The organism is Gemmatimonadota bacterium (genome assembly GCA_016719105.1).
Classification (GTDB): Bacteria; Gemmatimonadota; Gemmatimonadetes; order Gemmatimonadales; family Gemmatimonadaceae; genus SCN-70-22.
This window is the reverse complement of record JADKAQ010000004.1, coordinates 89,127-113,168: the sequence shown is the minus strand read 5'-3', so window position 1 is coordinate 113,168 and position 24,042 is coordinate 89,127. Positions and strand designations below refer to the sequence as shown.

Here is a 24,042-nt window from a genome sequence, read left to right as displayed (position 1 = left end):
GCCCCCGCCCGACGGGACGGAACGGACTGTAGATTGCCGGCATTGATTCGTGACTGACCCAGGACCCGCCATGACGTCGATTCCGATTTCGCCTTCCATCCAGGCCAAGGGCTACGCGCACCCCGAGGCGCTGGTCAGCACCGAGTGGCTCGCCGAGCACCTGCACGACCCCACGCTCCGTATCATCGAGAGCGATGAGGACGTGCTGTTGTACGAGATGGGACACCTCCCGAACGCGCAGAAGGTCGACTGGCATTCCGACCTCAACGACGCCGTCGTACGAGACTACGTGTCGCGCGATGCGTTCCAGGCGTTGCTGCGCGCCAAGGGGATCGACGACTCGACGACGGTGGTCTTCTACGGCGACAAGAACAACTGGTGGGCGTGTTACGCGTTCTGGGTCTTCCAGCTCTTCGGCTTCGGCAACGCCCGCCTGCTCGACGGCGGGCGCACCAAGTGGGAGCTGGAGGGGCGAGAGATGACGACGGTCGTGCCGTCCTTCCGCGAGACGCGCTACGTCGCCCCGGAACGGAGCGACGCGCGCATCCGCGCCTTCATGCACGAGGTGCGTGGGCACGTGGACGCGGGAAAGCCCCTGGTCGACGTGCGCTCGACGCCGGAGTACACCGGCGAGCGCACGCACATGCCCGAGTATCCGCAGGAGGGGACGCTTCGTGGCGGCCATATTCCGGGGGCCCGATCGGTGCCGTGGGCGCGCGCGGCCAACGCGGACGGCTCGTTCAAGTCGGCCCACGACTTGCGCGCCATCTATGAGGAGGAGCAGGGGCTGCGCCCGAGCGACGACGTCGTCGCCTATTGCCGCATCGGCGAGCGCTCCTCGCACACCTGGTTCGTGCTCACGTACTTGTTAGGCTACCAGAGCGTGCGCAACTACGATGGCAGCTGGACCGAGTGGGGGAACGCCGTGCGCGCCCCCATCCGCATGGGAGGCCAGCCGTGAGCGACATCGAGACGATTCCGGGCATCGAGACGAAATCGACGAGCCTTGCACACGTGACCTGGACTGGCGCCCACAGCTTCGAGGCAGGACGTCCCGGCGGGGTCACGCACCGCCTCGACGGCAATGCGGAGGTCGGGCCCGGTCCCGTCGACGCCGTCCTCAATGCCCTGGCGTCCTGCATCTCCATCGACGTCGTGGACATCCTCGCCAAGCGGCGGACGCCGCTGCGGTCGCTCACGGTTGATGTGCAGGGGGCGCGCGCGGCAGCGACCCCGTCGCGCCTCATCGGGATCCACCTCGCGTTCCATCTCGCCGGCGAAGGGATCGAGCTGCCGCACGCCGAGCGGGCGATCGAACTCTCGGCCAACAAGTACTGCTCGGTTCGCGATTCGCTCGACCTGGCCATCCCGATCCGCTGGACGATCGACATCACTCCGTAGGCTCACGAAGGGGCGACCATCGCCCTTTTCGTGATGAGGGGGAGGCACGCGCCTAACGCGTGTGCCTCCCCCTCGCGCATTGCATCGTGGCGCGGCGTGGCTCGCCGCTCGAGCACCGCTACGGCACCGTCCGGCGCGAGGAACGGTGGATGCTGGTGATGCGCCACCCCTCGGCGCCGTGCAACACGACGACGAGCTCCGCCCCCGTGAAGGCGGCGGGGCGCCCGGCGAGCGTCCCGGTGGACGACGTCGTGGCCGTCACCCACGCCACATGTCCTTCGAGCCGTACGCGCACCGCGCGGCGCACCACGGGGAGGGCGCGGGCGCGCGCGATGTCCGGCGCCATCGCCCCGCGGCGATACGACGCCCTGGAGACGACGACGCCGTCGCCTTGGCCGGCGACGCCGTCGCTTGGGGTGGCGACACCGTCGCCTTGCATGACGACGTCGTCCGACAGGAGCGAAAGCACGCGCAGCGAGTCGCCAGCCGCAAGGGCCGCATGGAACGCCTCCACCGTGGCCAAGGCGCCGGCGCTGTCGGGCTCGGCCATCTGGTGCTCGGTGTGGACGACAGCAGCGGGCGCGACGTGCCCTGCGTGCGGATCGGGGGCGCGCCGGTTGGCGCTGTCTTCCTTTGGTGCCGCCTCGTGGCCCGCGTGTTCCCCGATCATGTTGCCATCTCGATCGTGCCGCATGACGAAGCCGCGCGGCACGGTGGGGGTGGGCAACGCGCCAAGCAACCCGGTCGCCGGCCCCCCCATGTTGTGCAGCCCCATCATCTCAGCCATCCGGCGCCATCCCGCAACCGACATGACCTCCGTGGTGTCGTCACGGAATCGTGCCGCCGCCAGCAGGATCTCGGCGCGCTTTCGGTGGCGCGGGACCTTCTCCGACACCAGGATGTCCGAGATGACGTCGTGCATCGAGTGCAAGTTGTCGAAGATGATGGCCAACTCGGGATAGCGCGTCGCGAAGGTCGGGGCGATCGCTGACGTCATCGGCATCTGGTACGGCAGCGTTGCGGGCGGGTCGCCCAGCATCTGGCGAAAGCGCGCCACCGCCGAGGCCACCCCTGCCTGTCGCGCTTCGCGCGTCTGCCCGGTCACCAGCGGCTCGTACAGTCCGACCTGCAGCCAGTGATACCCCCAGATCAAGCCATTGAACTTGGGATAGCGTTCACGAAAGGCGAGGGAGTAGTACTGCTCCTGCATCAGCGCCATGGTCTTGGGGCGCGTGCTGAAGGCCACGTCGCGGCGCGACCGGTAGTAGCGCGTGAGTTCCGCGAGGCGCGCGTCGCGAGCGGCGGCATCCAGGCGCTCGTCGGCCAGCACGTCGTAGACCTGACGGTGCAGGATGTGCGCCCACTCGAACATCTGCTTCGCCTCAGGCGCAAGACGCGTGTAGTGCGGCATGATCGCCACCTCCTTGAGCGGGAGGCGCGGCGGCGAGACGAGCAACCGCCGGGTGAGGACGTTGTACTCGTCCTCCTCGAGGATCCGCGGATCGGCGCCAGGGCGCGTGTACAGCAGTTCGTACAGGATCGCGTGGCCGTAGTCGAAGGCGTTGAACAGTCGATCGGCCGCCGGATACTGCGAGCGGAAGACCCAGTTGTCGCGCCCCGGATGGTAGAACTGCTCGTACGCCGTCGACCACTGTGCCGCGGCCGTGCCGGGGATGCACACGCTCCCCACGACGGCGGCGGCAAGGATGGCGCGCACGACGGCGCTCACCCGCTCACTTGCAGGGAGGCGGTTCATCGGACACCCCCAAAGCGATGGAGCAGGGAGAGCGAGACGGCCGAGCCGAAGGTGACAGACCATTCGCCGTCGGCGGACAGGTCGCGACCGACACCCGCGTCCAGTGCCAGTCGCGGCCCAACCTGGTAGCGCACCCCCGTGGCCGCGCTCCAGTCGACCGCGTCGGCGACGAGCGCGCGCCGGGCGACCACTTCGCCCCCGACGAGCATCGAACGAAAGACGAAGGTGTGATCGCCAGCGACCCCCACCTCCCAACGAGATGCCTCACCCAGACGGTCGCTGGATTCGTATCGTCCTGGTGTGAGCGACGCGTTGAGGTGCACGCGGCCGAAGGACGTCGTGCGCGTCGCGAGCGCCGTCAGTGTCGGGATCGCGCGCGACGGCCCCAGCGGGCCCGCGGGGAGCAGCGCACGCACGGCGATGGCCATCCCGGGCAGCGTCGTCGTTTCGGTGTTGAGCGCGTGGAGCACGGCGAGGTCAATGCCGGCGCCGCCGAACGTCTCGCGCCCACCCCGACGCCAACGCGCCATCGGGACGCCAAACTCCAGCTGCGTGCGCGGGGCAACGCCCCATGCCAACTCGGGTTCGACCTCGAGTGTGCTACCACGGCCACGCGCACCGCTCACCCGAAGCGGCGCGAGTTGCCACTCGATGGCGTGCCGTTCGATCGCCAGGGCGTCTTCGACACGCAGCGGCCGCCCGCGGTCCAGGTTGTAGTAGTCGGTCTGTGCCTCGGCCGCCTGCGCGGCGACGGCCATGGCGACGGCGATGGCGATGGCGATGGCCACGCCTGTTCGCGCGCGACGTGCGCGCCCTGGCGCACGTGCGCTGCCTGCTGCTCCCTTCATGATATCGAGCCCTCGATGACGAGTTCCTTCGCGTGCCGGCCGCGTGGGCGACCGGCGGGGAGTGAAGGCGCCGCGACGCACCGGCGTGCGTCGTCAGGCGCAACCCGGGCGCATGCCCGGGGAACTCGTCAGGCGCGTGGAGGGGGGAGCTCGGGGGCGAGTGACAGTGAGGCCAGCTGTGCACCGGGTTGGCGCGCCGGGCGCACCGGGCGCTGTCGCTCGGGCACGGAGGCGACACGCGGGGCGGCGTCGATCGCCACGCTGCATGCCGCCTGCGATTCGCAGCCGCCCGAGCCATGCTCCTGGCTCTTCGGCTGCGACGCGTCGTGCTCGCCGTGCGCGCCGTGCTCGGCGTGCGCGACCGGCTCGCCCTGTTCGCCATGGGCGACGGACCGGTCGTGCGCCGATGCCGAGTGGCTACTCGCCGCGTGGCCGGCCGCCGGTGCGCTCGACACCACCGGATGCGCCGTGGCGCTTCCGGCCATGAGGCACCACTGCCCTCCGGTGAGGATCATCACGATCCAGACCGGGAGGACGACGAGTGCGGTGCGCGCGCGACGGAGGAACGTCATGATGCGGTAGAGCCTAGCGAGGCGCGCATCCGTGGCACAGTCCCCCGGTCATCGCGCATGCCGGTACATCAGCTCGATCAGCTCGTCGTAGACGTCCTCGGCCGCCTCGGGCCCCGTCTTCACGGCTGCTGCCACGCAGTGACGCAGGTGGTTGCGCATGAGTTCGCGCCCGGTCGCCCGCAGCGCTTCATGCACCGACGAGATCTGCGTGAGGATGTCGGCACAGTAGCGGTCCTCTTCCACCATGCGCTGCAGGCCGCGCACCTGCCCCTCGATGCGACGCAGGCGCTTGAGGTTGCGCGCCTTGATGGCGGGATCGACCGCCACCGCCTTGCGCCCCTCCACGTCACCGTCGGCTGATCCTTCGGTCGCATCACCCACCCCGCAGCCGCACCCGCAGCGCTTTGCCCCGCCGCCGCCGATGTCGTCCTCGGCGGCGTGATGCGGCGCGCCGTCGGTCATTTCAGGCATGTGTCCTCGTCACGTGAGGGGGGCGCCAACTCCGCAGGCGCAGCGAGTTGCTCACCACCGACACCGAACTCATCGCCATCGCGGCGCTCGCGAGGATCGGACTGAGCAGCAGGCGAACGAACGGGAACAACGCCCCCGCTGCCACCGGAATCCCGACGCTGTTGTAGACAAAGGCCCAGAACAGGTTCTGTCGCATGATGCGAAGGCTCGCCCGGGCGAGAGCCAAGGCATCGACCACCGAGGTGGGATCGCCGCGCATCAGCGTGATGTCGCTTGCTTCGATGGCGATGTCGGTCCCGGTGCCGATCGCGATCCCCACGTCGGCCTGTGCCAGCGAGGGCGCGTCGTTGATCCCGTCGCCAACCATCGCCACGATCCGCCCGGCACGTTGCAGCCGGCGGATCTCCTCCACCTTGCCCTCGGGACGCACGTCGGCCACCACCAGGGCGATCCCCGCCTCGCGGGCGATCGCCTCGGCGGTGCGCTGCGTGTCGCCGGTCAGCATCGCCACCTCGATCCCCATCCGGCGCAGCGCCGCCACCGCCGCCGCCGACGTCGGCTTGATGCGATCGGCGATCGCCAGCGCGCCGGTGAGCGCGCCATCGACCGCCACGTACACCGGCGTCTTCCCCGACGACGACCAGCGCTCCACCTGCGCTTGCAGCGGCGTTACGTCGATGGCATGGTCGGCCATCAGCGCCGCGTTGCCCACCGCCAGCGCGTGGCCGTCGACCACGCCGACGACTCCCATCCCCGTCACCGAGTCGAAGGCCTCGGCCCGCACGAGCGTGCTGCCGCGCGCCGTGGCCGCCGCCGCGATCGCCTCGCCTAACGGGTGCTCGGACGACTGCTCGAGCGACGCCACCAGGCGCAACATCGCCGTCTCGGTCACCGCGTCCCCCCGGTGCAGCAGGTCGGTCACCGCCGGGCGCCCCTCGGTGATGGTCCCAGTCTTGTCGAAGACCACGGTGTTCACGCGCGACGCGCGCTCCAGCGCCTCCCCGCCCTTGATCAGGACGCCGAGTTGGGCCCCTCGCCCCGTCGCCACCATGACGGCGGTAGGGACCGCGAGCCCCATCGCGCACGGGCAGGCGATGATCAGGACCGCCACCGCCGCGGCAAAGGCGCGCACGAACGGCGCCGAGTCGCTGACGACGAACCAGACGACGAAGGTCGCCACGGCCAGCGACAGGACGATCGGGACGAAGATCCCGCTGATGCGGTCCGCCTGGCGCTGGATCGGCGCGCGTGACCCCTGCGCATCGCGCATGAGCGTGACGATCTGCGACAGCACCGAGTCGGCGCCTAACGTGGTGGCGGTGTACTGGAAGGCCCCGGTGCGGTTGACCGAGCCGCCGATGACCCGGTCGCCGGCCCGCTTGGCCACCGGCATCGATTCACCCGTCAGCATCGACTCATCGACGGCGCTCTCGCCGGTCGCGACCAGGCCGTCCACGGGGATGCGCTCCCCGGGACGCACGGCGATCTCGTCGCCGCGGCGCACGGCCTCGAGCGGGACCTCGACCGTCTGACCGTCGCGCACCACGCGCGCCGTCCCGGGTTGGAGGTCGATGAGCTTGCGCAGCGCCGATGACGTCTCGCCCTTGGCGCGCGCCTCGAGCGCGTTGCCCACGAGGATGAGCGCGATGATGATGATCACCGCCTCGTAATACACGTCGGGGGCCACGCCGCGACTCGTGAAGAAGGCGGGGGCCAGCGTCGCGGTCGCCGAGAAGAGGAAGGCCGCGCCGGTGCCGATCGCGATCAGCGTGTTCATATCGGCAGAGCGATGCGTGAAGGCCTGCCACGCTCTCGTGTAGAAGTGCCGCCCCGCCCAGCCCATGATGACGGCCGTCAGCAGCAAGAGCGCGTGGCTCAGCCCCGCCGCGGGGACGGCGTACGCCCACGGCATGAGTCGCTGCAGCGCCGGATCGAGGACCCGCATCGACCACTGCATGAACGGATCGCCGCTCCCCCCCATGCCGAGGTGCGCATTGGCCGCCATCAGTGGCATGGAGACGATCATCGCGATGACCCCGGCCACTCCGGCGCCGATCGCCTTGTGCCGGAGTTCGGCGAACTCCTGTCGGCGGGCCGCGTCCTGCGCCTCCTGTTCCTCGGCGGCGGTGCGCCCGGGGACCGGCAGGTCGGCGCCGTAGCCAGTGTCGCGAATGCGCGCGACGATGGCCGATGCGTCGACGACGCCAGGGTCGAAGGAGACGGTGGCGCTGTTGGTCATCAGGTTGACGTTGGCCTCGACCACTCCTGGCGTCTTCCCGAGCGTGCGTTGTACGCGCCCCTGACAGGCCGCACACGTCATCCCGCTCACCGGAATGACCACCTTCTCGACGGGCGACGGCGGCACCGGGCCCACGGCGTGAGGCACTGCGCGTGTTGTCACGACGGTTCGTCCACCACGAGCGTCCCGCGCCGCATGCCGAGTCCGCAGGTAAAGGAGAACGTGCCGGCGGCGCCAGGAACCAGTTCGACGACGGTCCGGGCGTGGGCTGGGAGAAAGCGGCGAATCCCGAAGTCGGGAAAGACCACCTCTTCCGAGCCGCTCGACTCCTCCTGCCGATCGAAGACGAGGCGCACCCGCGCCCCGCGCGGCACCCGCACCGTGCCGGGCGAGTAGCCGCCGCGCACCACGATCGGGATCTCGGCAATGCCCGAATCGGCCCCGACGATCGCGGTCGCCTCGGGCGACGAGAAGAAGAAGTACCAGTTGATGAGAGCGATCAGGGCGACGCCGCCCACGACCACCCCCCACTCCGCCGGGCTCACGTCACCTGCTGCGCGCCATATCCGGCGTCCGCCGCGGCATCGATGAGCGCCCCCACGTTCGTCCGGGCCGGGTCATAGGCGACCGTCGCCTCTCCGATCTGGACGTGCTCGGCGGTCGCACCATCCACCGCGGCCAACGCCTTCTCCAGAGCCTTGACGCAGTGTCCGCACGACATGCCGTCGACCTTGAGCGTGACCCGTTCCATGCCTCCCTCCGGTGTTGGCGTATGTGGGGGCGAGATACCCCCCACAGGTATCCAGCCTATATACCACCAGGGGGTATGTCAATCCGGGAAGGGGGATCAGCTCAACTTCAGCCCCGCCTCGCGCAGCTTGGCCATGACCTTGGCTCGTACCTCGCCCGGACAGCCGCAGTCGTCCTTGGTCTCGTGCAGCGCGCTGATGAAGCGTTCGGCGAACTGGGCGTGGGGGAGGCAATGGGAGCAATTCGCCAGATGGCGCCGCACCGCCTCCATGCGCTGCGTGGTGAGCTCGCAATCCACGTAGTCCCAGAGTTGCTGCATGGCCGAACGGCAGTCGAGCGTCGAGGTTTCGTTAGGCATCGTCGTGCTCCTTGGCGACCGCCACCGACGCGAAGCCGGCGTCGCGGGCGTATTCCCTGAGTTTCTCCTGCAGTTGCCGTCGCCCGCGAAAGAGGCGCGAGCGCACCGTGCCGACGGGGACCCCCAGCACCTCCGAGGCGGCGTCGTACGACTGATCCTCGACGTCGACGAGGATCACGGTCGACCGAAACGGCTCGGCCAGCTCGTCGAGCGCGCGGGTGAGCGCCGGTGCGAGATCGACCCGGGAGAGAATCTGGTCGCTCCCGTCCTGGCGCATCTCGGTGTGGGCCTGAACAGCGGCCAGCGTCTCGGCGTTGCTGTCGTCGACCTCGACTTCGCGCCGCAGCTTTTCACGCGAGCGCAGGAAGGCGTTGCGGCAGATGGTGAAGAGCCAGCGACGCGCATCGCTCCCGGGCTGGAACGTGTGCCAGGAGCGGTAGGCGCGCAGGTAGGTCTCCTGCACCAGGTCCTCGGCGTCGGCCGGGTTCCTCGTGAGGGAGTTCGCGAATCGATAGACGTCGTCCATGAACGGCAGCGCGTCGCGCGCGAACTCGGCGTCTCGCGTGTCGGGTCGATCGGGAGTGTCGTCCATACAGTGGCACCTAGCCGTGTGCGGTCCGCGGGGTTCCTCGCCCCGCGTCTTGGACGATAACCGCGCGCCAGGGAGGGGGCGAGCCGGACACCGCGCCGGCGGACGCCGGTGTAGATTCTGCCGCGCCGGACTGGATCCCTCCATGTCCCCTCGCCCGACCGACCGCCGATGACGATGCATTCGTCGCCCTCCCCCACCGTCCCACCGGCTTCGCGACCCTCCTGGAGCGATGCGGGGCTCGTCGGTGAGTTGCCGCTCGTGTTGATGCGCATCGACCGGGACGGACGGTTGGCCTCGCTCAGCCCGTCGTGGGAGCGCTTCAGTGGCTTCACGGTCGAGGAGACCATTGGGCGGTCATACCTCTCGTTCATCGACGCCGGCGACCACGCCGCGTGCCGCGCGACGGAGGCCTATCTCTACGCCGGCAACACAGGCCCCGGCGCCGGCAAGCTCCGCATGTACCGCAAGGACGGCACGGTGCGCGTGGCCGAAGTGCGCTTCTTCGTCATGTGCGACGCGGCGGGGATGGCGGCGGGGCTCGGCGGGGCGATCGTGGACATCACCGACCTGCGCAACGATCCGCGACACCAGGTGGACGCGTTGCGCCTGTCGGCCGGACGCACGCGCATGCTGATCGAACGCGCCAGCTTCGGCGTCTTTGGGTGCACCCCTGACGGGCGCCTGATCGACGCGAATCCGGCGCTGGCCATGATGCTGGGCTATGCCAACACGTCGGAGCTGCTGGCCGCCAACGCCTTCGACGTGCTCTGCCCCATCGGCGAGGTCCGGGATCACTGCATGAAGGCGCTCAGCGGCGACGCGCGCGAGGTGACGTACGACCAGCCGTGCCACCGCGCCGAAGGGCCGCCGGTCCGGTTGCGGCTGACGATGACAGCCGAGCGGGACGCGGGCGGGCGCATTCGCTTCCTGCAGGGGATGGCCGAGAACATCACCGAGCGCGAACGGCGGGAGGAGATCGTCCGGCGCGGCGAGCGGATGGCGTCACTCGGGCGCACGCTCGCCGGGGTGGCGCACGAGATCAACAACCCGCTGGCGGCCATCACCGGCTACACCCAGATCCTCCTCAAGCGCGAGCAGTCGGGCGACGACCGGCACGCGCTGGAGACGGTGCTGAGCGAGGCGCGTCGCGCCGCCCGGATCGTGAAGGACCTGCTGACGATCGCCCGTCGCGAGGAAGGGGGGGCGCGTGTCCGCGCCGACCTCAACGCGATCGTGCGCTACATCTTCGACACGCAGCGCTACGCCATGGAAACGCGCGGGATCCGCAACAGCATGCAGCTGGCGGACCGTACCCCGTTCGTCACGGCCGACGCGGCGCAGCTCGAGCAGGTGGTGCTCAACCTGGTGGTGAACGCGCGGCAGGCGCTCGAGGCGCGCCTGGACCAGCGCACCGCGAGCGACAGCTGGCGTCCCACGCTCGACGTCGCGACGCACACGGTGGACGGAACGGTCACGCTCACGGTCACCGACAACGGCCCGGGAATCCCGGCCCACGACCTGCCGCGCATCTGGGACCCGTTCTGGACGACGCGCGACGAGGGAGAGGGGACGGGACTCGGGCTCGCCGTGGTGCACAGCATCGTGGTCTCGCACGGCGGAACGATCGAGGTCACCAGCGTCCCCGCGCAGCGGACCCGCTTCACGATCACGCTCCCCATCGCGCCGGCGGTGACACCGCCCGACATTCGCCCGGGAGCAACGCGCAACACGCGACGCGTCGTGGCCACGCGCCCGCTCGACATCCTCGTCGTCGATGACGAGGCGGTGATCCGCGAGCTGCTCTCGCGCTACTTCACGACGCGCGGGCACGCCGTGGTCGCGGCCGTCGACGGCACGAACGCGTTGCGCCTGGCGGAACAGGGATCGTTCGACGTCGTCATCAGCGACCTGCGCATGCCCGGGATGGACGGCCACGAACTCATCCGCCGGCTGCGCCAGCTTCCGTCGTGTGCGAGCACCCGCTTCCTGATCTCCACCGGCGACGCGACCGCCGCCGCCCTCCACCCCGGTGATGACGCCATGGCCGATGTCGTCGTCGTCAACAAGCCCTACGACGTCGATGCCCTCGTCGACCTGGTCGAGGCGGGGTGAGCACCGCCCCGCATCCCTTTCCTGCGCCTTCCCATGAGCCTCGCTGACCTGCGCCGCGAGTACACCCTCGCCTCCCTCGACCTCACCGAAGTCGATCCCGACCCGATCGTCCAGTTCATGCGCTGGTTCGACGAGGCCCGCCGAGCCGAGATCCTCGAGCCTAACGCGATGACGCTGGCGACCGTCGACGCCGACGGGCGTCCGTCGGCGCGCGTGGTCCTCCTCAAGGAGGTCACGCCGCTCGGCTTCGTCTTCTTCACCGACTACCGCTCGCGCAAGGGGCGCGACATGGAGGCCAACCCGCGCGCCGGGCTGTGCTTCTTCTGGAAGGAAATCGAGCGCCAGGTCCGCATCGGTGGCACGGTGGAGCGGTTGGCCGTGGAGGAGTCGGCGGCGTATTTCGGCAGCCGACCGTTGGGGAGCCGGATCGGGGCGTGGGCCTCGGTGCAGAGCGCCGTGATCCCGGGGCGCGACTGGCTGGAGGCGGAGGTCGAGCGGGTGCGTGCGAGCTATCCCGACGGCGACGTCCCGCTCCCACCGCACTGGGGTGGCTATCGCGTCATCCCGGACGAGTTGGAGTTCTGGCAGGGACGCGAGAGCCGCCTGCACGACCGCGTGCGCTACCTGCCGAACGGCTCGGCCTGGCGCGTGGACCGCCTGTCGCCCTGATCGTCCGGGCGGCCGGCGGGGCTACCAGTCGCGGCTGTCGCCCTCGACTTCCTCGCGCAACTTGACGTAGCTCTCGTAGCGCGACGGCGAGATGCGCCCGGCGGCCAGGGCGTCGCGTACCCCGCATTCGGGCTCCGCGAGGTGGCGGCAGTCGGCGAAGCGGCACGACGCGAGCGTCGGGACAAACTCGGGGAAGCACTTGTCCAGCTCGCGCGCCTCGATCCCCCAGAGCCCCACTTCGCGCAGCCCCGGCGTGTCGACCACGTAGCCGCCATCCGGGAGCGGGTGCATGCGGGCGCCGACGGTGGTGTGCCGTCCCTTGTTGACCGACTCGCTGATCGCCCCCACGCGCAGGTCGACGCCGGGATAGAGTGCATTGAGGAGCGACGACTTGCCCACGCCCGATGGACCGGTGAGCGCGGAGATCCGTCCGCGCAGCGCCGCGTGCAGCTCGGCGAGCCCGGCGCCGGTGTGCGTACTCGTCAGATGCAACGCATACCCGATCTCGGCATACGGAGCGAAACGCCGCGCCGCCTCGCCCGGGGGGGCGAGGTCGACCTTGTTGATCACCACGCGCGCGGCCACGTCGTTCGCCTCGGCGATCACGAGAAACCGATCGAGCATCTTCTCGTTGGGCTCAGGCTTCACCATCGCGAAGACGACCACCACCTGGTCGACGTTCGCCACCACCACGCGCTCGCCGTGCCCACCGGGGGCGCGGCGCGCCAGCTGCGAGCGGCGCGGGAGGATCTCGGTGATGGCCCACGCGTCCGTGGTCGCGTCGTGCGCGAGCGACACGTCGTCCCCCACGGCCAGCTTGGTGACCGAGCCATGCTTCACCCGCCCGCGGAGGGCGGCAATCCGTGTCGTCCCGTCCGGCAGGCGCACCTGCCACTGCCCACCCGTGCCCTGCAGCACCACCCCGGGAACGCCGACTGGCATCAGGACTCGTCCTTCATGACGTCCCACCATCGGCGCGCCGGCGCGTCGCCGACGAGCGCCGCGATCGCGTCCTCGAGCGCCTGGCGCGTGTCACTGATGGACCACGCGCCTAACGCCTCACGCGCCACGCCGGGCGATTCGCCCCACGCGAGGAACGGCGTCTCCAGGTGCCCGTCGACCCCCTGTGCCCCGATCCGTCGCCAGCGCGGGAAGAGGAAGTAGGCGCCGAACGGGCGCGCCGCCTCGCCAGTGGCATCGACCTCGATCGACACGGAGTACGAGAGCCCGTCGGATCCCTCGAAAGCGGCGGGGCGCGCATGCACCCGCATGTACCCGCCGATCGTGTTGGCATCGCCGAGCGCGTGATCGGGTTGGAGCCACTGGCCGGACATGCCTAACGCCTCGGAGCGAACGTTTCCTTCATGATGCTCCCCGTCATGAAGGCCACGTTGGCCGGGCGCTCGGCGAGGCGACGCATGAGGTAGGGATACCACTGCGTGCCGTACGGGACATAGACGCGCATGCCGTACCCCTCGCGCACGAGCTGGTCCTGCAGGTCGCGCCGCACGCCGTAGAGCATCTGGAACTCGAACCGGTCGCGGGCGATCCCCTGCTCCGTGGCGTAGCGCTTGGCCTCGGCGATGATCGCCTCGTCGTGGGTGGCGACCCCGGGGTACTTGCCGCGCAACATGAGCCGCTTCATCTCGGTCACGTAGCTTGCGTCGACGTCACGCTTGTCGGGGAAGGCGACGGTGGCCGGCTCCTTGTAGGCGCCCTTGCACAGGCGCACGCGGCACTGGATGTCGAGCGCGTTGGAGACGTCGGCCGCGGTGCGGCGCAGGTAGCTCTGGAGGACGATCCCCACTTCCTCCGGGAAGCGCGGGAAGAGGTGCTCCTCGAACAGCTGCAACGTCCGCTCGGTGTAGGCGCTCCCCTCCATGTCGAGTCGGACGAACGTCTGGTGCGTGCGGGCCCGCTCGAGGACGCGGGTGATGTTCTCGATGCAGAGCGTGTCGGAGATGTCCTGCCCCATCGCCGTGAGCTTCACCGACACGTTCGAGTCGAGCCCCTCGGTGGCGATGCGATCGAGGAGGGTCACATAGTGATCGGCGGTGGCCCGTGCCTCGGCCGCATTGGTGACGCTCTCCCCGAGGAGATCGAGCGACGCCGAGATCTTCCTGGCGTTGAGGGCGCGCACGGCGCCGACCGCATCGTCGATGGTCTCGCCGGCGACGAAGCGCGAGGCGAAGCGCCTGGCCATCCCGTTGTTCCGAACGAATCGGAAGATGCCTTGCTGATGCGACAACCAGAGGAACGTCTGACGGAGCATGACGCGAGCGGAGTACGAGAACGGGCGCGCGGGGCGCGTGGGGCCGGTCGGCGACGCCCGAGGAGGGGGAGCGCGCGAGGGACGTGCAATTGCCGCGTGCGCGGTGGCGGAAATATAGGGGAGCCCGCAGGCTACGGGGCGCGTTCGCGCGCCACCGCCGGGGCGGTGGCGAGGCGCACGATCGGCGGCGGCGCGCCCTGCGGGGCGCTCACGCGTCCACCGACGTCCCAATTGGCGACACCGTCGTCGCTTTCGGGCTCGAGGAGGTACATCGCGACCGCGCCCAACGGCTGCGCGACCGGGACGAGGTACGTGCCGGCCGCGAGGCGTTGCGGCCCGCCCGGAGCCCAGTGGCCGAGGAGTCGCGCCTCGCGGCGTCCCTGGAACGGGCGTGCAGCGATGGACACCGAGTCGGTGACCCATTGCGGTCCCGCATCGCCCACCCACTCAGCCGTTAGGCGGTGCAGCTCGATCCCGTGCGCGCGCAGCAGGCGCAGCGTCCCCGTGTCGCCCGCGGCGACGGCGTAGCCGAAGGGCGGCGGGCGACGCACGGTCGCCTCGAAGCGGTCGAACACCGGCATCCGCTCAGTGCGATAACGGCCGGTGCGCCGCAGGCCGCGCCGCACGCCGGGCTCGCGCCCGACCGTGTCGGTGGAGGGCTCGAGTTGCTCGACGATGACGTCCGCGTCGAAGGGGCGCGTCGTTAGGCGCGCGCGCACCGGCACGTCGGCCACCCGCGCCGGATCCCACGCGCGTAACGTCCCCTCGGTGCGCCGGACCTGCGCCTGGATCACTCCCCCGCGCTCCGCCACCAGCGACAGGAGCTCGCGCACGAAGGCGTACGTCGCCTTCACGCGCACGTCGAACGGATCGTGCGAGTACGCCTCGCTGAGGATCGAGATCCCGCCGCGCAGGGCGTAGTAGTTGGTCCCGAAGCGGGGGCGATGGTCGTAGGTGAGCCATCCCTTGGGGACGCTGGCCGGCCCTTCGTCACCGGCAAAGTTCCCGTAGGGGAAGGTCGTGATGCCGTGGCGCTCGCGCGTCCGGCGCTGGACGTCGGGGAGGAGCGAGTCGCGCGCGTAGGCGCCGCCGAACGTCGCCCCGGGCAGTTCCGCCGCCGAATTGAGCGACGGCGAGTAGGTCAGGTTGTAGCCGTGGTACGACCCGTTGGTCGTGTGCAGGTCCACGAAGACGTGCGGCGCCCAGGCGGTGAACATGGCGAGCGACGCACGCGTCTCCGGGGCATCGACCTTCATGTAGTCGCGATTGAGGTCGAAGCCGCGCGCGTTGGGCCGCTGCCCCACCATCTCGGGACCGTTCTGTGCGCCCCGGTTGCGTGCCTGATGATCGAATCGCTCGTTGCCGTCGCCGTTGTAGATGGGGACGGCGATCAGGATCAGGGAGTCCAGGACGTTGCGCCGCGGCTCGGCGGTGAGGTCGCGCAGGAGCGCCTGCAGCGCCTCTTTTCCTTCCACCTCGCCCGCGTGGATGTTGCCCTGGACATAGACCACGGGGCGCCCGCTCCGCCGCGCGTCCTCGGGCGTGCGCACGAGCGGACGCGAGGCGATGACGTACGGAATCGTCCGCCCTTCGGTCGTCGTGCCAATCGAACCCATCGCGATGGCGGCGCCTGCCGCGCGCAGCGAGTCGAGAAAGGCGACCACGTCGGCGTGCGTCGACGTCTCGCGGAATGCGGTGCGCTCCGCGCGGGTGCGCGGGAGTGCGGCGCCGGCCACGAGGCGAGACGACGACGAAGTCGACGTCGTGGCGGTGTCGGTCGTCCGCGAGGCGGAGGCGCAGGCGGTGAGGGCAAGTGCCGCCGCGAACCTCGCGAAGGTGCGCAACGCGAGGGTACGGTGGGGACGATTCGGGTACCGCGTGTCGCGCGCGGTGGGGGTATGCTGTTGTTGGGGGGGGCCCCCCGCGGTGCTCACTTCGGTCATCGCATCCTCGCTCTCATGTGCACTGCCGTTCGACCCATCGTCCGTCCTTCCTACGCGCGCGCACCACGCAGTGCTCGCGCTGGAGCTCGACGACTCGGTCCGGTGCCTCTTCGGCAGGGGCGAAGCGCCCCCCGCGATGCGACACCGCCCGTACGTCGGCCTCACGTGGCCGGCCTCCATTCGCCGGCCCACGTCACCCACCGGGTCGAAGCCGCAGCTCCCTCCCCCACACCTCGCGATACAGTCCGGCGAAGACGAAGCGGCGCCCCGCCGCCCCCACCCCGACCTGCGGCTCGTAGTGCGCGCGCACGTCGGCCAGCGGGCGAATCATCCGCGACAGCGATCGCTCCACACCGTCCAGCAGGTACTCGCCTTCCCCGTCGCGAAAGGTCACCCACGCATGTCGCCCGATTGCCGCGTCGGGGAGGCGTCGCACCCCCACGACGAAGTCGGCCTCGTAGCGCGCCTCGAGGAGCTGTCGCCAGGCCCAGAGCGAGAAATCCTCGCAGTCGCCGCTTCGCAGCAGTTCGAACGTCGTCGGGTGCAACCAGTGGTCCGCCTCGCCGAGGAGGTGCGCATCGTCGGCATACCGGCAGTGCAGGAGCCACTCCGCCACCTCCGCTGGCGTCGCGCGCCGCACTCGGCACGTCCCCGACAGGTAGTCGCGAAAGTCGCCCGCCCCTGGCCCAAACGCCCGCAGCGGCGGTTCGAGGTCGAAGCGATGCCACGGATCGCGCGCGCCCAGTGCCACGCGCTCGGCGTGCGCGAGCCCCGTCGCCTCGCGCACCCACTGCACGATCGATACGAGCCCCGCCATGCCGTTAGCGTCCCCCGCCGGAGCGGTCGGTCGCGCGCCGAGCACGCCACGGCGCCCCGGTTCCTCGATCGGCGGCCGTCATCGGACGATGATCAGCCCGACGTCGCCGGTGAACTCGTCCTTCACCTTGGCGAGGTTCACCGGCACGTCGAACTCCTCGCGATTGAGCCGCAGGTTGATGCGGTGAATACCCGGCGTGACGTGGTAGTAACCGCGCCACTCGCCGTTGGGCTGGCGAATGAGTGGAACCGGGACCCACTCGGTGAAGTCGCCTAGGAGTTCGACGGTGCGGATCCCCGGCGCCCAGACGCGCACTTCGCGAAGCGAGAGAGAATCCAGCGGCGGGCCGATGACGAGCGCGAGCCGTTCGGTGATCGGCAGTTCCGGTCGCTCGGGCGGTGGGGGGGCCAGTGGGCGGGCGGGGCGCGCCCGCAGCGCCTTGAGTCCTCCCGTCGGGAGGCGGAGGGCGAAGGCGGCGTATCGTCCGCCGGGGAGTCCCTGGATCAGGTCGATGGGATAGGAGCCGACGCTGGCGGTCGCGAGGGCGCCGGCGCGCAGCGACCAGGTGGTCGTCAGCGAACCCCACCCTGCCGTCCCCTGCTGGGCTTCCCCCAGTCGCACGCCTAGCGAGGCGTCGTACGTCACCCGTCCGCGGCTCCACGACACCGTCGCCTCGTTGTCGCCCAGCACGTCGCCGTACTGGAGTTGCATGGGGGTCGCGGTGTACGAGACCACGGCGTCACCCACCCGGGCCCATCCGCCGGCGTCGCCCAGGACGGTGGTGCGCCAGGCGAAGCCATCGAAGGTTCGCGTGATCGCGGCACCGCCGCGCACCGAGTAGTCGTCGGCGAGGAGATGGAGGCGCGCCTGGCTCAACAGCTGCAACGTGGGCATGAACCCCTGTTGCGCCGTGCTGGTGGTGTTGAGCGAGAGTTCGCCGCGCACGGCGCGGAACCACGGGCGCAGGATCCCACCGGCGGCAATGGGGGCGGAGAAGCGCGAGCCGGTCAGCCCCCCCTGCATCGACCAGCGCCCGTCGTTGAACAGCGAGACGAGCCCGGTGGCGAAGAGCGAGCCCGAGGCGCGCTCAAGGGCCAGCGTCTCGGTGAGGGTGAGCGCGCCTAACGTCAACCCGTTGCTGTAGTCGACCGTGGCAAAGCCGACGTCACGCGTGCGCACCGGTGCCTGTGCACCGAGCGGCGAAACGGCGGAGACCAGCAGGCACCAAAGCAGTCGCGCGGCGGGGCAGAGCGCCCCGCCGCGCACGATGTGTGGCGGAATACGGCGTGGGGTTGGTTACGGGCGCTTTTTCGGCTTCCCGCGCGGCGCCGCCGGTGCCTCACCGGCACCAGAGACGTTGTTGCTCCCCTGCACAGCCCCGACCGCAGTCGGGTTGAGCGCTGGATCACCGGCGCGGGTGGAACCGCGCACCGAAGGTAACGCGCTCCCCGGAGCCCCGCCATTGGCCGCGGTCGTCGCGTCCGCGATCTGCCGCTCGAGCCCTTGGCCACGCAGCGACGCCGCGGTGGCCGCCGACATGCCGCCGGAGATGTCGCGCTCGACATCCTGACGCAGCCTGGCGAACTGGTCCTCACTCGCCGAGGCGAGCACCAGGTTCACGATGACCGGCGAGATGGTGTCGGCCGGGACGCCGCGATTGACGAGATAGTTCATGACGTCGAGCGCCATCGCGTAGCGCACGCCGTTCCTGGTGGCGCGCAACCGCTCGAGCTGACGCACATTGACGCCGTTGCGCAGCGCATGCGCTCCCGCCACCACCTCTGCATCGGGCGACCCGGGGCCTAACGCCTGCCGTGCCTTGCGCAGGTCGTCGGCCCATCCACGCACGACCGAGACGATCTGCGACCCCGTCGCCCGCTTGCTGGCCCCTTCGAGGGCACGATCGACGAGCGGCTCGGTCGGGACCCCCGACTTGCGCGCGCTCTCGATGATCGCGTCGACCGCATCACGCGTCTCGCGATCGAGGCGGTTCGTTAGGCGTGGATCGCTGGCTTGCGGAGTGAAGGCGTTGAGTGCCAGCGCACCCGTGAAGACGAACGCCAGGCGGGACAGGGAAGGCATGGATCAGTCCCGGTGCTCGACCGTGATGACCGAATTGGCCGAGCCGAAATCGCTCGACGTCTGCGGCCGTGTGGGATCGGTGATACGGAGCTTCCCGTCCACCTCGAACTGGTATTCGTAGCGTCCGGGCGGAAGCGGGACGGTGATCGACCATGCGCCGTCGTCCGACACACGTTCCATCTTGAAGCGCGAGGCATCCCAGTCGCTGAAGTCACCCACCAGCGACACGGAGGTCGCGTTGGGGGCGATGAGCAGGAACTGCTGCAGCTCGAGGGCACTGGGGTCACGCGTGACGTCCGCCACCGGCTGGAGCGCCGGCGCACTGTCCTGCTGCACCGCGACCGTCGCCGCTTCTTCCGCGCCCGGCTTCGCCGCCTTCATGGTCACGACGCCGACGAGCGCTGCGGCGGCCGCCAATCCGGCCACCTGCGACACGGAGAAGTTGAAGGTGCGCCGATACCACGGACGCGCCGAACGATGCACGGTGATCGGAATGACCGCCGGCTCGAGCGCCGCCATGACGCGCTCGTCGAAGCGCGCATCGATACTGACCGGGGCTCTGAGCTCCCGGGCAATCTCGGCAATGAATGGGTCGAAGTCGTCGTCGTGTGCCATCACCGTTGGACCTCCTGCAATAGCGCCCGAAGGCGTTCGCAGGCTCGCTTGACTCGCATTTTCAGCGCGGACACTCCCACCCCGGTGAGCTCCGCCATCTCTTCATACCCCAGCTCTTCCACATGCTTCAACAAGAAGGCCTCGCGCTGGTCCTCCTCGAGCATCAGCAGCGCTCGCTGGATTTCCTCACGCCATGCCGTCTGGTCTTCCGGGTGCTCCTCGGAGGCATCGAGCAACGCGACGTCGTCTCGCACGAACGTCCGTTCCCTGCGCCCCCGCCGAGTCCCCGCCGTTCGACAGCGATTTGCCAGGATGCGAAAGAGCCACGAGCCGAATCGCACCGGGTCATCGCACTTGGCCAACGACCGGTAGGCCCGAAGGAAGGCATCCTGCAACGCCTCCTCCGCGTCCTCCCGATTCCCGAGCATTCGCACGGCGTACCGTGTGAACTGCGCCCGGTAACGTCCGACGAGGATGGCGTACGCGGCGGTGTCACCCGCCACGACCCGCGCCACGATCTCGGCGTCGTCGTTGTCGCTCTGTAATGGAAGACCCTGCGATATCGCCATTGGTCAATATCAAGTAACAACGCGCCGGACTCTACTTCGTAAGTGGTTGTTTTACAAACACTTACGGTTGAAAACTCGCGCGGGATCCGTGCGCCCCGCACCGTCGCCGCGCCCTCCATCGGCCACGCCGGTCGGTGGCTCCCCGACAATCTGGCGGGTCGGCGCCCCGCGGGCGAGGGCGTATTGGGCGCGTGATCCCGGTCGTTAGGCGTTGGTGCGCTGGATCACAACGGCCGCGCGCCGGACGGGTGGAAACGCTCGCCCTTTCGCGCCATCCGCACCAACAGCTCGGCGGGCGCAAAGCGACCACTAAACCGGGAATTCAACTCCTCGAGTCGTTCCACCACGCGCGCCGCCCCTACCGCGTCGATGTACCGGAAGGGGCCACCGCGAAACGGCGGGAAGCCGATGCCGAACACGGCGCCGATGTCGCCATCACGCGCCGAGCGCACGATCCCCTCCTCGAGGCAGCGCACAGCCTCGTTCACCATGCTCAGCACGCATCGCTGCTGGACCTCCTCGGCCTCGATGGCGACGCGCTGCGCCCCGCCAGGGGTGAACGCATAGATCGAGTCGTCGACGCCGCCCTTCTTGCCGTCCTCATCGTACAGGTAGAAGCCCTTCCGCCCCTTGCGGCCGAGCCGGCCGGACTCGACGACCTTGCGCAGCGTGGTCGATGGCATGAGGCGTTCGCCAAACGCCTCGACGAAGATCGGGCCGGACTTTCCCGCGATGTCCAGGCCAACTTCGTCGAGCAGGGTGAGGGGACCCACGGGGAAGCCGAAGTCGAGGATGGCGTTATCGACGGCATCGATCGCCGCGCCGCCGTCCACCAGCCGGCCTGCTTCGTTGAGGTAGGGTGAGAGGATGCGGTTGACGTAGAAGCCGGGCGCGTCCTGCACCACGATCACCGTCTTGCCGAGCTGCTTGCCATAGGCGACCGCCGTCGCCGTGACCTCACGCGCCGTCTGCGGGGTCACGATGATCTCGAGCAGCGGCATCTTGTGGACCGGCGAGAAGAAGTGCATCCCGAGGACGCGCTCCGGCCGCTGTGACGCGGCGGCGATGCGGGCGATGGGGATGGTGCTCGTGTTGGACGCCACGATGGCGTGCGGCGGGATGACGGCCTCCACCTCGCGCACGACCTGGTGCTTCACGTGCAGGTCCTCGAAGACCGCCTCGATGACGAGGTCGACGTTGCCGAAGCCGGAGTAGTCGACCGTCCCTCCCGCCAGGAGCAACTGGTCGTCCATCTGCTGCCGGGTGATGCGTCGCTTGCTCACCGACTCCCGCAGTACCTCGCGGATCGCGGCGAGCCCCTTCCCCACGCGCCCGACATCGGCGTCCTTGAGTCGCACCATGGTCCCCTGCTGCACCGCGATGGTGGCGATCCCCGCCCCCATGAATCCCGCGCCGAGCACCCCCAGCTTGCGCACGGGCATCGTGCTCACCGGCGCATCGCCAACGCCGCTGTCCTTCTTGAGGGCCGTGCTGGCGAAGAAGATGCCGATCAGTTCGCGCGAGATGGCGGTCATCGCCATCTCGCCGAAGAGGCGCGCTTCCTCGCGGTACCCCCGTTCCCGATCCTGGTAGCCGGCGGCGACCGCCTCGATTGCCGCCAGGGGCGCGGGGTAGTTCCCGCGCGTCTTCTTGAGCGTCTGCTCGCGCGCCTGGCGAAAGACGATGGCGCGCCCGACCGGGTTGTCGTCGAGCAGGAGCGCCTTGGCGTCGTGCTTGCGCGCCTGCGGGTTGCGTTCGCGCGTCCCGTCGGCCAGCTCGCGCGCGCGCTGGATCGCGACGCGACGCAGCACCGCCGGGTGCACGAGTTCGTGCACGAGACCGATCTGCGCCGCCTTGCGCGCGCGCACGTTCTTCCCGGTCAGGATCATGTCGAGCGCCGCCTGCAGCCCGACGGTCTGGGGGAGGCGTTGGGTCCCGCCGGCGCCAGGGAAGATGCCTAACTGCACCTCGGGAAGTGCGAGCACCGTCTTCGGGTGTTCGGTGGCGATGCGATAGGCGCAGGCGAGCGCGGCCTCGAGCCCCCCTCCCATGCACGCACCGTGGATCGCCGCGACCACGGGGATCCGCAACCGCTCGAGAGCGTCGAGCATCGCGTGCCCATCGCGCGATGCCTTCTCCGCCTGCGCCGCGGTCGTCCAGGTCAGGAACTCCTCGATGTCGGCGCCGGCGATGAACGAGTCCTTCTTCCCCGACAGGAGCACCGCCCCGACAATGGTCTGGTCGTGCTCCAACGTCCCGAAGAGGGCAAGGAACTCCTCCTTCACCGCCTGCGAGAACTTGTTGACGGACTCCCCGGGGAAATCGAAGGTGATGATGGCGATGCCATTCTCAACGGTCAGCGAGAGCGCGCTCATGGGGCAGTCTCAGATGGGATGACGGGATGACGAGCAGTCAGGAAGACGAGTTCGGCGGCCGACGCAGGGAGCGGCGATGAGCGAGGGGGAGCGTAACGCGAGGGGCGATCAGCCGTCTCCCCGTCGTCGGCTCTCCATCGCTCAGCTTCGTTCGACGACCATCGCGAAGCCCAGTCCACCCGCCGCGCAGACCGTCATCAGGCCGAACTGCGCATCCCGGCGCGTGAGCTCGTGGCACAACGTGGTCGTGATGCGCGCGCCGGTCGCACCAAAGGGGTGTCCGATGGCGATCGAGCCACCCATCACGTTGAGCGTCGCGGGGTCGACCTCTCCCACCGGCTCGGCGAAGCCGGCGCGCGCCGCCCACTCCTTCGACGCCAGCCCCTTCATGTTGGAGAGGACCTGCGCGGCAAAGGCCTCGTGCATCTCGACCAGGGCCATGTCCTTGAGCGTGAGTCCGGCGCGATGGAGGGCGACCGGCGCCGCGAGCACCGGGGCCATGAGCAGCTGCTCGCCGGGATCCACGGCGGCATAGGCGTACGACCGGATGTAGCCTAACGCCGGGTACCCTAGGGCCCGCGCCCGGTCCTCGCTCATGAGGAGGACGGCGGCGGCACCATCCGTGAGCGGTGACGCATTGCCGGCCGAGACGCTGCCGTAGCGCTTGTCGAAGACCGGCTTGAGGGCGGCCAGCGCCTCGAGCGTGGTGTCGTCGCGAATCCCGTTGTCGCTGGTCAGCGCCGTCTCGAAGCGCGGCGGCACCCAGACCGGGGCGATCTCGCGCGTGAGGCGCCCATCGCGGCTCCCCTCGCTGGCGTTCCGGTGCGAACGCAGCGCGAACGCGTCCTGCGCCTCCCGCGTGATTCCGTTGAGCTTCGCCATCTTCTCGGCGCTCTGCCCCATCGTCTCGCCGGTGGTGGGCTCGGCGATGGCCGGCGTCACCGGGATCAGGTCCTTGGGGCGGATGCGGGCCAGCGCCTGCACGCGCTGCGAGAGCGACTTGGCGCGCGACGCCGCCACGAGGGCGTCGGAGAAGCCGCGCGAGTGCAGGATGGGGACGTTGGAGAGCGACTCGGCTCCGCCCGCGATCATGATGTCGGCGTTGCCTAACGCGATCTGGTCGGCCGCATCGGTGATCGCCTGGTTGGCGCTGGCGCAGGCGCGGCTCACGGAGTGCGCATCGACCCGCTTGGGGAGGTGCGGGATGAGCGACACCTCGCGCGCGATGTTGGGGGCGAGCACCGACGGGACCACCGTCCCGAAGATGAGGGCGTCGACCAGCTCACCGGAGAGGTTGGTGCGCTGCAGCAGTTCGGCCACGCACAGTCGCCCCAGTTCGATCGCCGAGAGCGACTTGAGTCCCGTCCCCGACCTGGCGAACGGGGTACGCACGCCGGCGACGATGGCGACACGGCGACCGATGCGAGAGGTCATGGCAAGACGGGAATCGGGAGACGGGAGACGGGAGGGGAGTCGGGGGGTGGGGGTCGACGCTCCCGTCGCTTTCAATATTGCGAGTGCCCACGACCGGCGCATGTTGGGGATCGTCGCCAGTCGCGCGGCGGCTCGTCAGCAGGTGCCGAGGGTCGCGCGTTGTTGTG

General features: G+C 69.7%; 24 protein-coding genes. 4 read left to right on the top strand and 20 right to left on the bottom strand.

Annotated features, from left to right (window positions below):
• Positions 1-70 precede the first annotated feature (70 nt).
• Positions 71-961 carry a sulfurtransferase gene (locus IPN47_08605; protein ID MBK9408094.1) on the top strand — a complete coding sequence of 297 codons (891 nt, stop codon included), beginning with the start codon at positions 71-73 and terminating at the stop codon, positions 959-961.
• A complete protein-coding gene (locus IPN47_08600; GenBank protein MBK9408093.1) occupies positions 958-1,401 on the top strand; it encodes an OsmC family protein in 444 nt (147 codons plus the stop codon). Before IPN47_08605 ends, IPN47_08600 begins: the two co-directional genes overlap by 4 nt.
• A gap of 118 nt (positions 1,402-1,519) precedes the next feature.
• Here IPN47_08600 and IPN47_08595 read toward each other — a convergent pair whose 3' ends face one another.
• The 9 genes from IPN47_08595 to IPN47_08555 all read right to left on the bottom strand — a co-directional run bounded on the left by IPN47_08595 (position 1,520) and on the right by IPN47_08555 (position 8,987).
• Positions 1,520-3,157: a DUF4440 domain-containing protein gene (locus IPN47_08595; GenBank protein MBK9408092.1), complete on the bottom strand. Its 1,638-nt coding sequence runs from the start codon at positions 3,155-3,157 to the stop codon at positions 1,520-1,522.
• The gene (locus IPN47_08590) at positions 3,154-3,945 is read right to left on the bottom strand and encodes a hypothetical protein (GenBank protein ID MBK9408091.1); all 792 of its coding nucleotides are present in this window, start codon (positions 3,943-3,945) and stop codon (positions 3,154-3,156) included. Before IPN47_08590 ends, IPN47_08595 begins: the two co-directional genes overlap by 4 nt.
• A 188-nt stretch (positions 3,946-4,133) precedes the next feature.
• On the bottom strand, positions 4,134-4,577 hold the full coding sequence (locus tag IPN47_08585; protein ID MBK9408090.1) for a hypothetical protein: 444 nt from the start codon (positions 4,575-4,577) through the stop codon (positions 4,134-4,136).
• 48 nt (positions 4,578-4,625) lie between these two features.
• Entirely contained in the window at positions 4,626-5,039 is a 414-nt protein-coding gene (locus tag IPN47_08580) for a metal-sensitive transcriptional regulator (protein ID MBK9408089.1), read from the bottom strand.
• A gap of 1 nt (position 5,040) precedes the next feature.
• Positions 5,041-7,368: a copper-translocating P-type ATPase gene (locus IPN47_08575; GenBank protein ID MBK9408088.1), complete on the bottom strand. Its 2,328-nt coding sequence runs from the start codon at positions 7,366-7,368 to the stop codon at positions 5,041-5,043.
• Positions 7,369-7,445: 77 nt separating this feature from the next.
• Positions 7,446-7,832 (bottom strand): cupredoxin domain-containing protein, encoded by a 387-nt coding sequence (locus IPN47_08570; GenBank protein ID MBK9408087.1) that lies wholly within the window; start codon positions 7,830-7,832, stop codon positions 7,446-7,448.
• Positions 7,829-8,038 carry a heavy-metal-associated domain-containing protein gene (locus IPN47_08565; protein MBK9408086.1) on the bottom strand — a complete coding sequence of 70 codons (210 nt, stop codon included), beginning with the start codon at positions 8,036-8,038 and terminating at the stop codon, positions 7,829-7,831. Before IPN47_08565 ends, IPN47_08570 begins: the two co-directional genes overlap by 4 nt.
• Positions 8,039-8,134: 96 nt before the next feature.
• Positions 8,135-8,395 (bottom strand): zf-HC2 domain-containing protein, encoded by a 261-nt coding sequence (locus tag IPN47_08560; GenBank protein ID MBK9408085.1) that lies wholly within the window; start codon positions 8,393-8,395, stop codon positions 8,135-8,137.
• On the bottom strand, positions 8,388-8,987 hold the full coding sequence (locus IPN47_08555) for a sigma-70 family RNA polymerase sigma factor (protein MBK9408084.1): 600 nt from the start codon (positions 8,985-8,987) through the stop codon (positions 8,388-8,390). Before IPN47_08555 ends, IPN47_08560 begins: the two co-directional genes overlap by 8 nt.
• A 264-nt stretch (positions 8,988-9,251) precedes the next feature.
• Between IPN47_08555 and IPN47_08550 the strand changes: the two genes are divergently transcribed.
• Positions 9,252-11,099: a response regulator gene (locus tag IPN47_08550; protein ID MBK9408083.1), complete on the top strand. Its 1,848-nt coding sequence runs from the start codon at positions 9,252-9,254 to the stop codon at positions 11,097-11,099.
• A 33-nt stretch (positions 11,100-11,132) separates the two neighbouring features.
• Positions 11,133-11,768 (top strand): pyridoxamine 5'-phosphate oxidase, encoded by a 636-nt coding sequence (gene pdxH, locus IPN47_08545; protein MBK9408082.1) that lies wholly within the window; start codon positions 11,133-11,135, stop codon positions 11,766-11,768.
• Between the two features lie 21 nt (positions 11,769-11,789).
• On the opposite strand, the gene rsgA is transcribed toward pdxH, so the two are convergent.
• The 11 genes from rsgA to fadI form a co-directional block, all read right to left on the bottom strand.
• Positions 11,790-12,710 (bottom strand): ribosome small subunit-dependent GTPase A, encoded by a 921-nt coding sequence (gene rsgA, locus IPN47_08540; protein ID MBK9408081.1) that lies wholly within the window; start codon positions 12,708-12,710, stop codon positions 11,790-11,792.
• Positions 12,710-13,102: a hypothetical protein gene (locus IPN47_08535; protein MBK9408080.1), complete on the bottom strand. Its 393-nt coding sequence runs from the start codon at positions 13,100-13,102 to the stop codon at positions 12,710-12,712. Before IPN47_08535 ends, rsgA begins: the two co-directional genes overlap by 1 nt.
• A 2-nt stretch (positions 13,103-13,104) precedes the next feature.
• The gene (locus tag IPN47_08530; protein MBK9408079.1) at positions 13,105-14,040 is read right to left on the bottom strand and encodes a proline dehydrogenase family protein; all 936 of its coding nucleotides are present in this window, start codon (positions 14,038-14,040) and stop codon (positions 13,105-13,107) included.
• A gap of 131 nt (positions 14,041-14,171) precedes the next feature.
• A complete protein-coding gene (locus tag IPN47_08525; GenBank protein ID MBK9408078.1) occupies positions 14,172-15,983 on the bottom strand; it encodes a M14 family metallopeptidase in 1,812 nt (603 codons plus the stop codon).
• A gap of 193 nt (positions 15,984-16,176) precedes the next feature.
• Positions 16,177-16,800 carry a transglutaminase-like cysteine peptidase gene (locus IPN47_08520; protein MBK9408077.1) on the bottom strand — a complete coding sequence of 208 codons (624 nt, stop codon included), beginning with the start codon at positions 16,798-16,800 and terminating at the stop codon, positions 16,177-16,179.
• A gap of 78 nt (positions 16,801-16,878) precedes the next feature.
• The gene (locus tag IPN47_08515) at positions 16,879-17,979 is read right to left on the bottom strand and encodes a hypothetical protein (GenBank protein ID MBK9408076.1); all 1,101 of its coding nucleotides are present in this window, start codon (positions 17,977-17,979) and stop codon (positions 16,879-16,881) included.
• A gap of 117 nt (positions 17,980-18,096) precedes the next feature.
• A complete protein-coding gene (locus IPN47_08510) occupies positions 18,097-18,882 on the bottom strand; it encodes a hypothetical protein (GenBank protein MBK9408075.1) in 786 nt (261 codons plus the stop codon).
• Positions 18,883-18,885: 3 nt separating this feature from the next.
• The gene (locus IPN47_08505) at positions 18,886-19,497 is read right to left on the bottom strand and encodes a glycogen-binding domain-containing protein (protein ID MBK9408074.1); all 612 of its coding nucleotides are present in this window, start codon (positions 19,495-19,497) and stop codon (positions 18,886-18,888) included.
• Positions 19,497-20,066 carry an RNA polymerase sigma factor gene (locus IPN47_08500; GenBank protein ID MBK9408073.1) on the bottom strand — a complete coding sequence of 190 codons (570 nt, stop codon included), beginning with the start codon at positions 20,064-20,066 and terminating at the stop codon, positions 19,497-19,499. The genes IPN47_08505 and IPN47_08500 overlap by 1 nt, the downstream gene beginning before the upstream one ends.
• Before the next feature lie 224 nt (positions 20,067-20,290).
• Positions 20,291-22,441 carry a fatty acid oxidation complex subunit alpha FadJ gene (gene fadJ, locus IPN47_08495; protein ID MBK9408072.1) on the bottom strand — a complete coding sequence of 717 codons (2,151 nt, stop codon included), beginning with the start codon at positions 22,439-22,441 and terminating at the stop codon, positions 20,291-20,293.
• Positions 22,442-22,582: 141 nt separating this feature from the next.
• Positions 22,583-23,875: an acetyl-CoA C-acyltransferase FadI gene (fadI, locus tag IPN47_08490; protein MBK9408071.1), complete on the bottom strand. Its 1,293-nt coding sequence runs from the start codon at positions 23,873-23,875 to the stop codon at positions 22,583-22,585.
• Between the last annotated feature and the right edge of the window lie 167 nt (positions 23,876-24,042).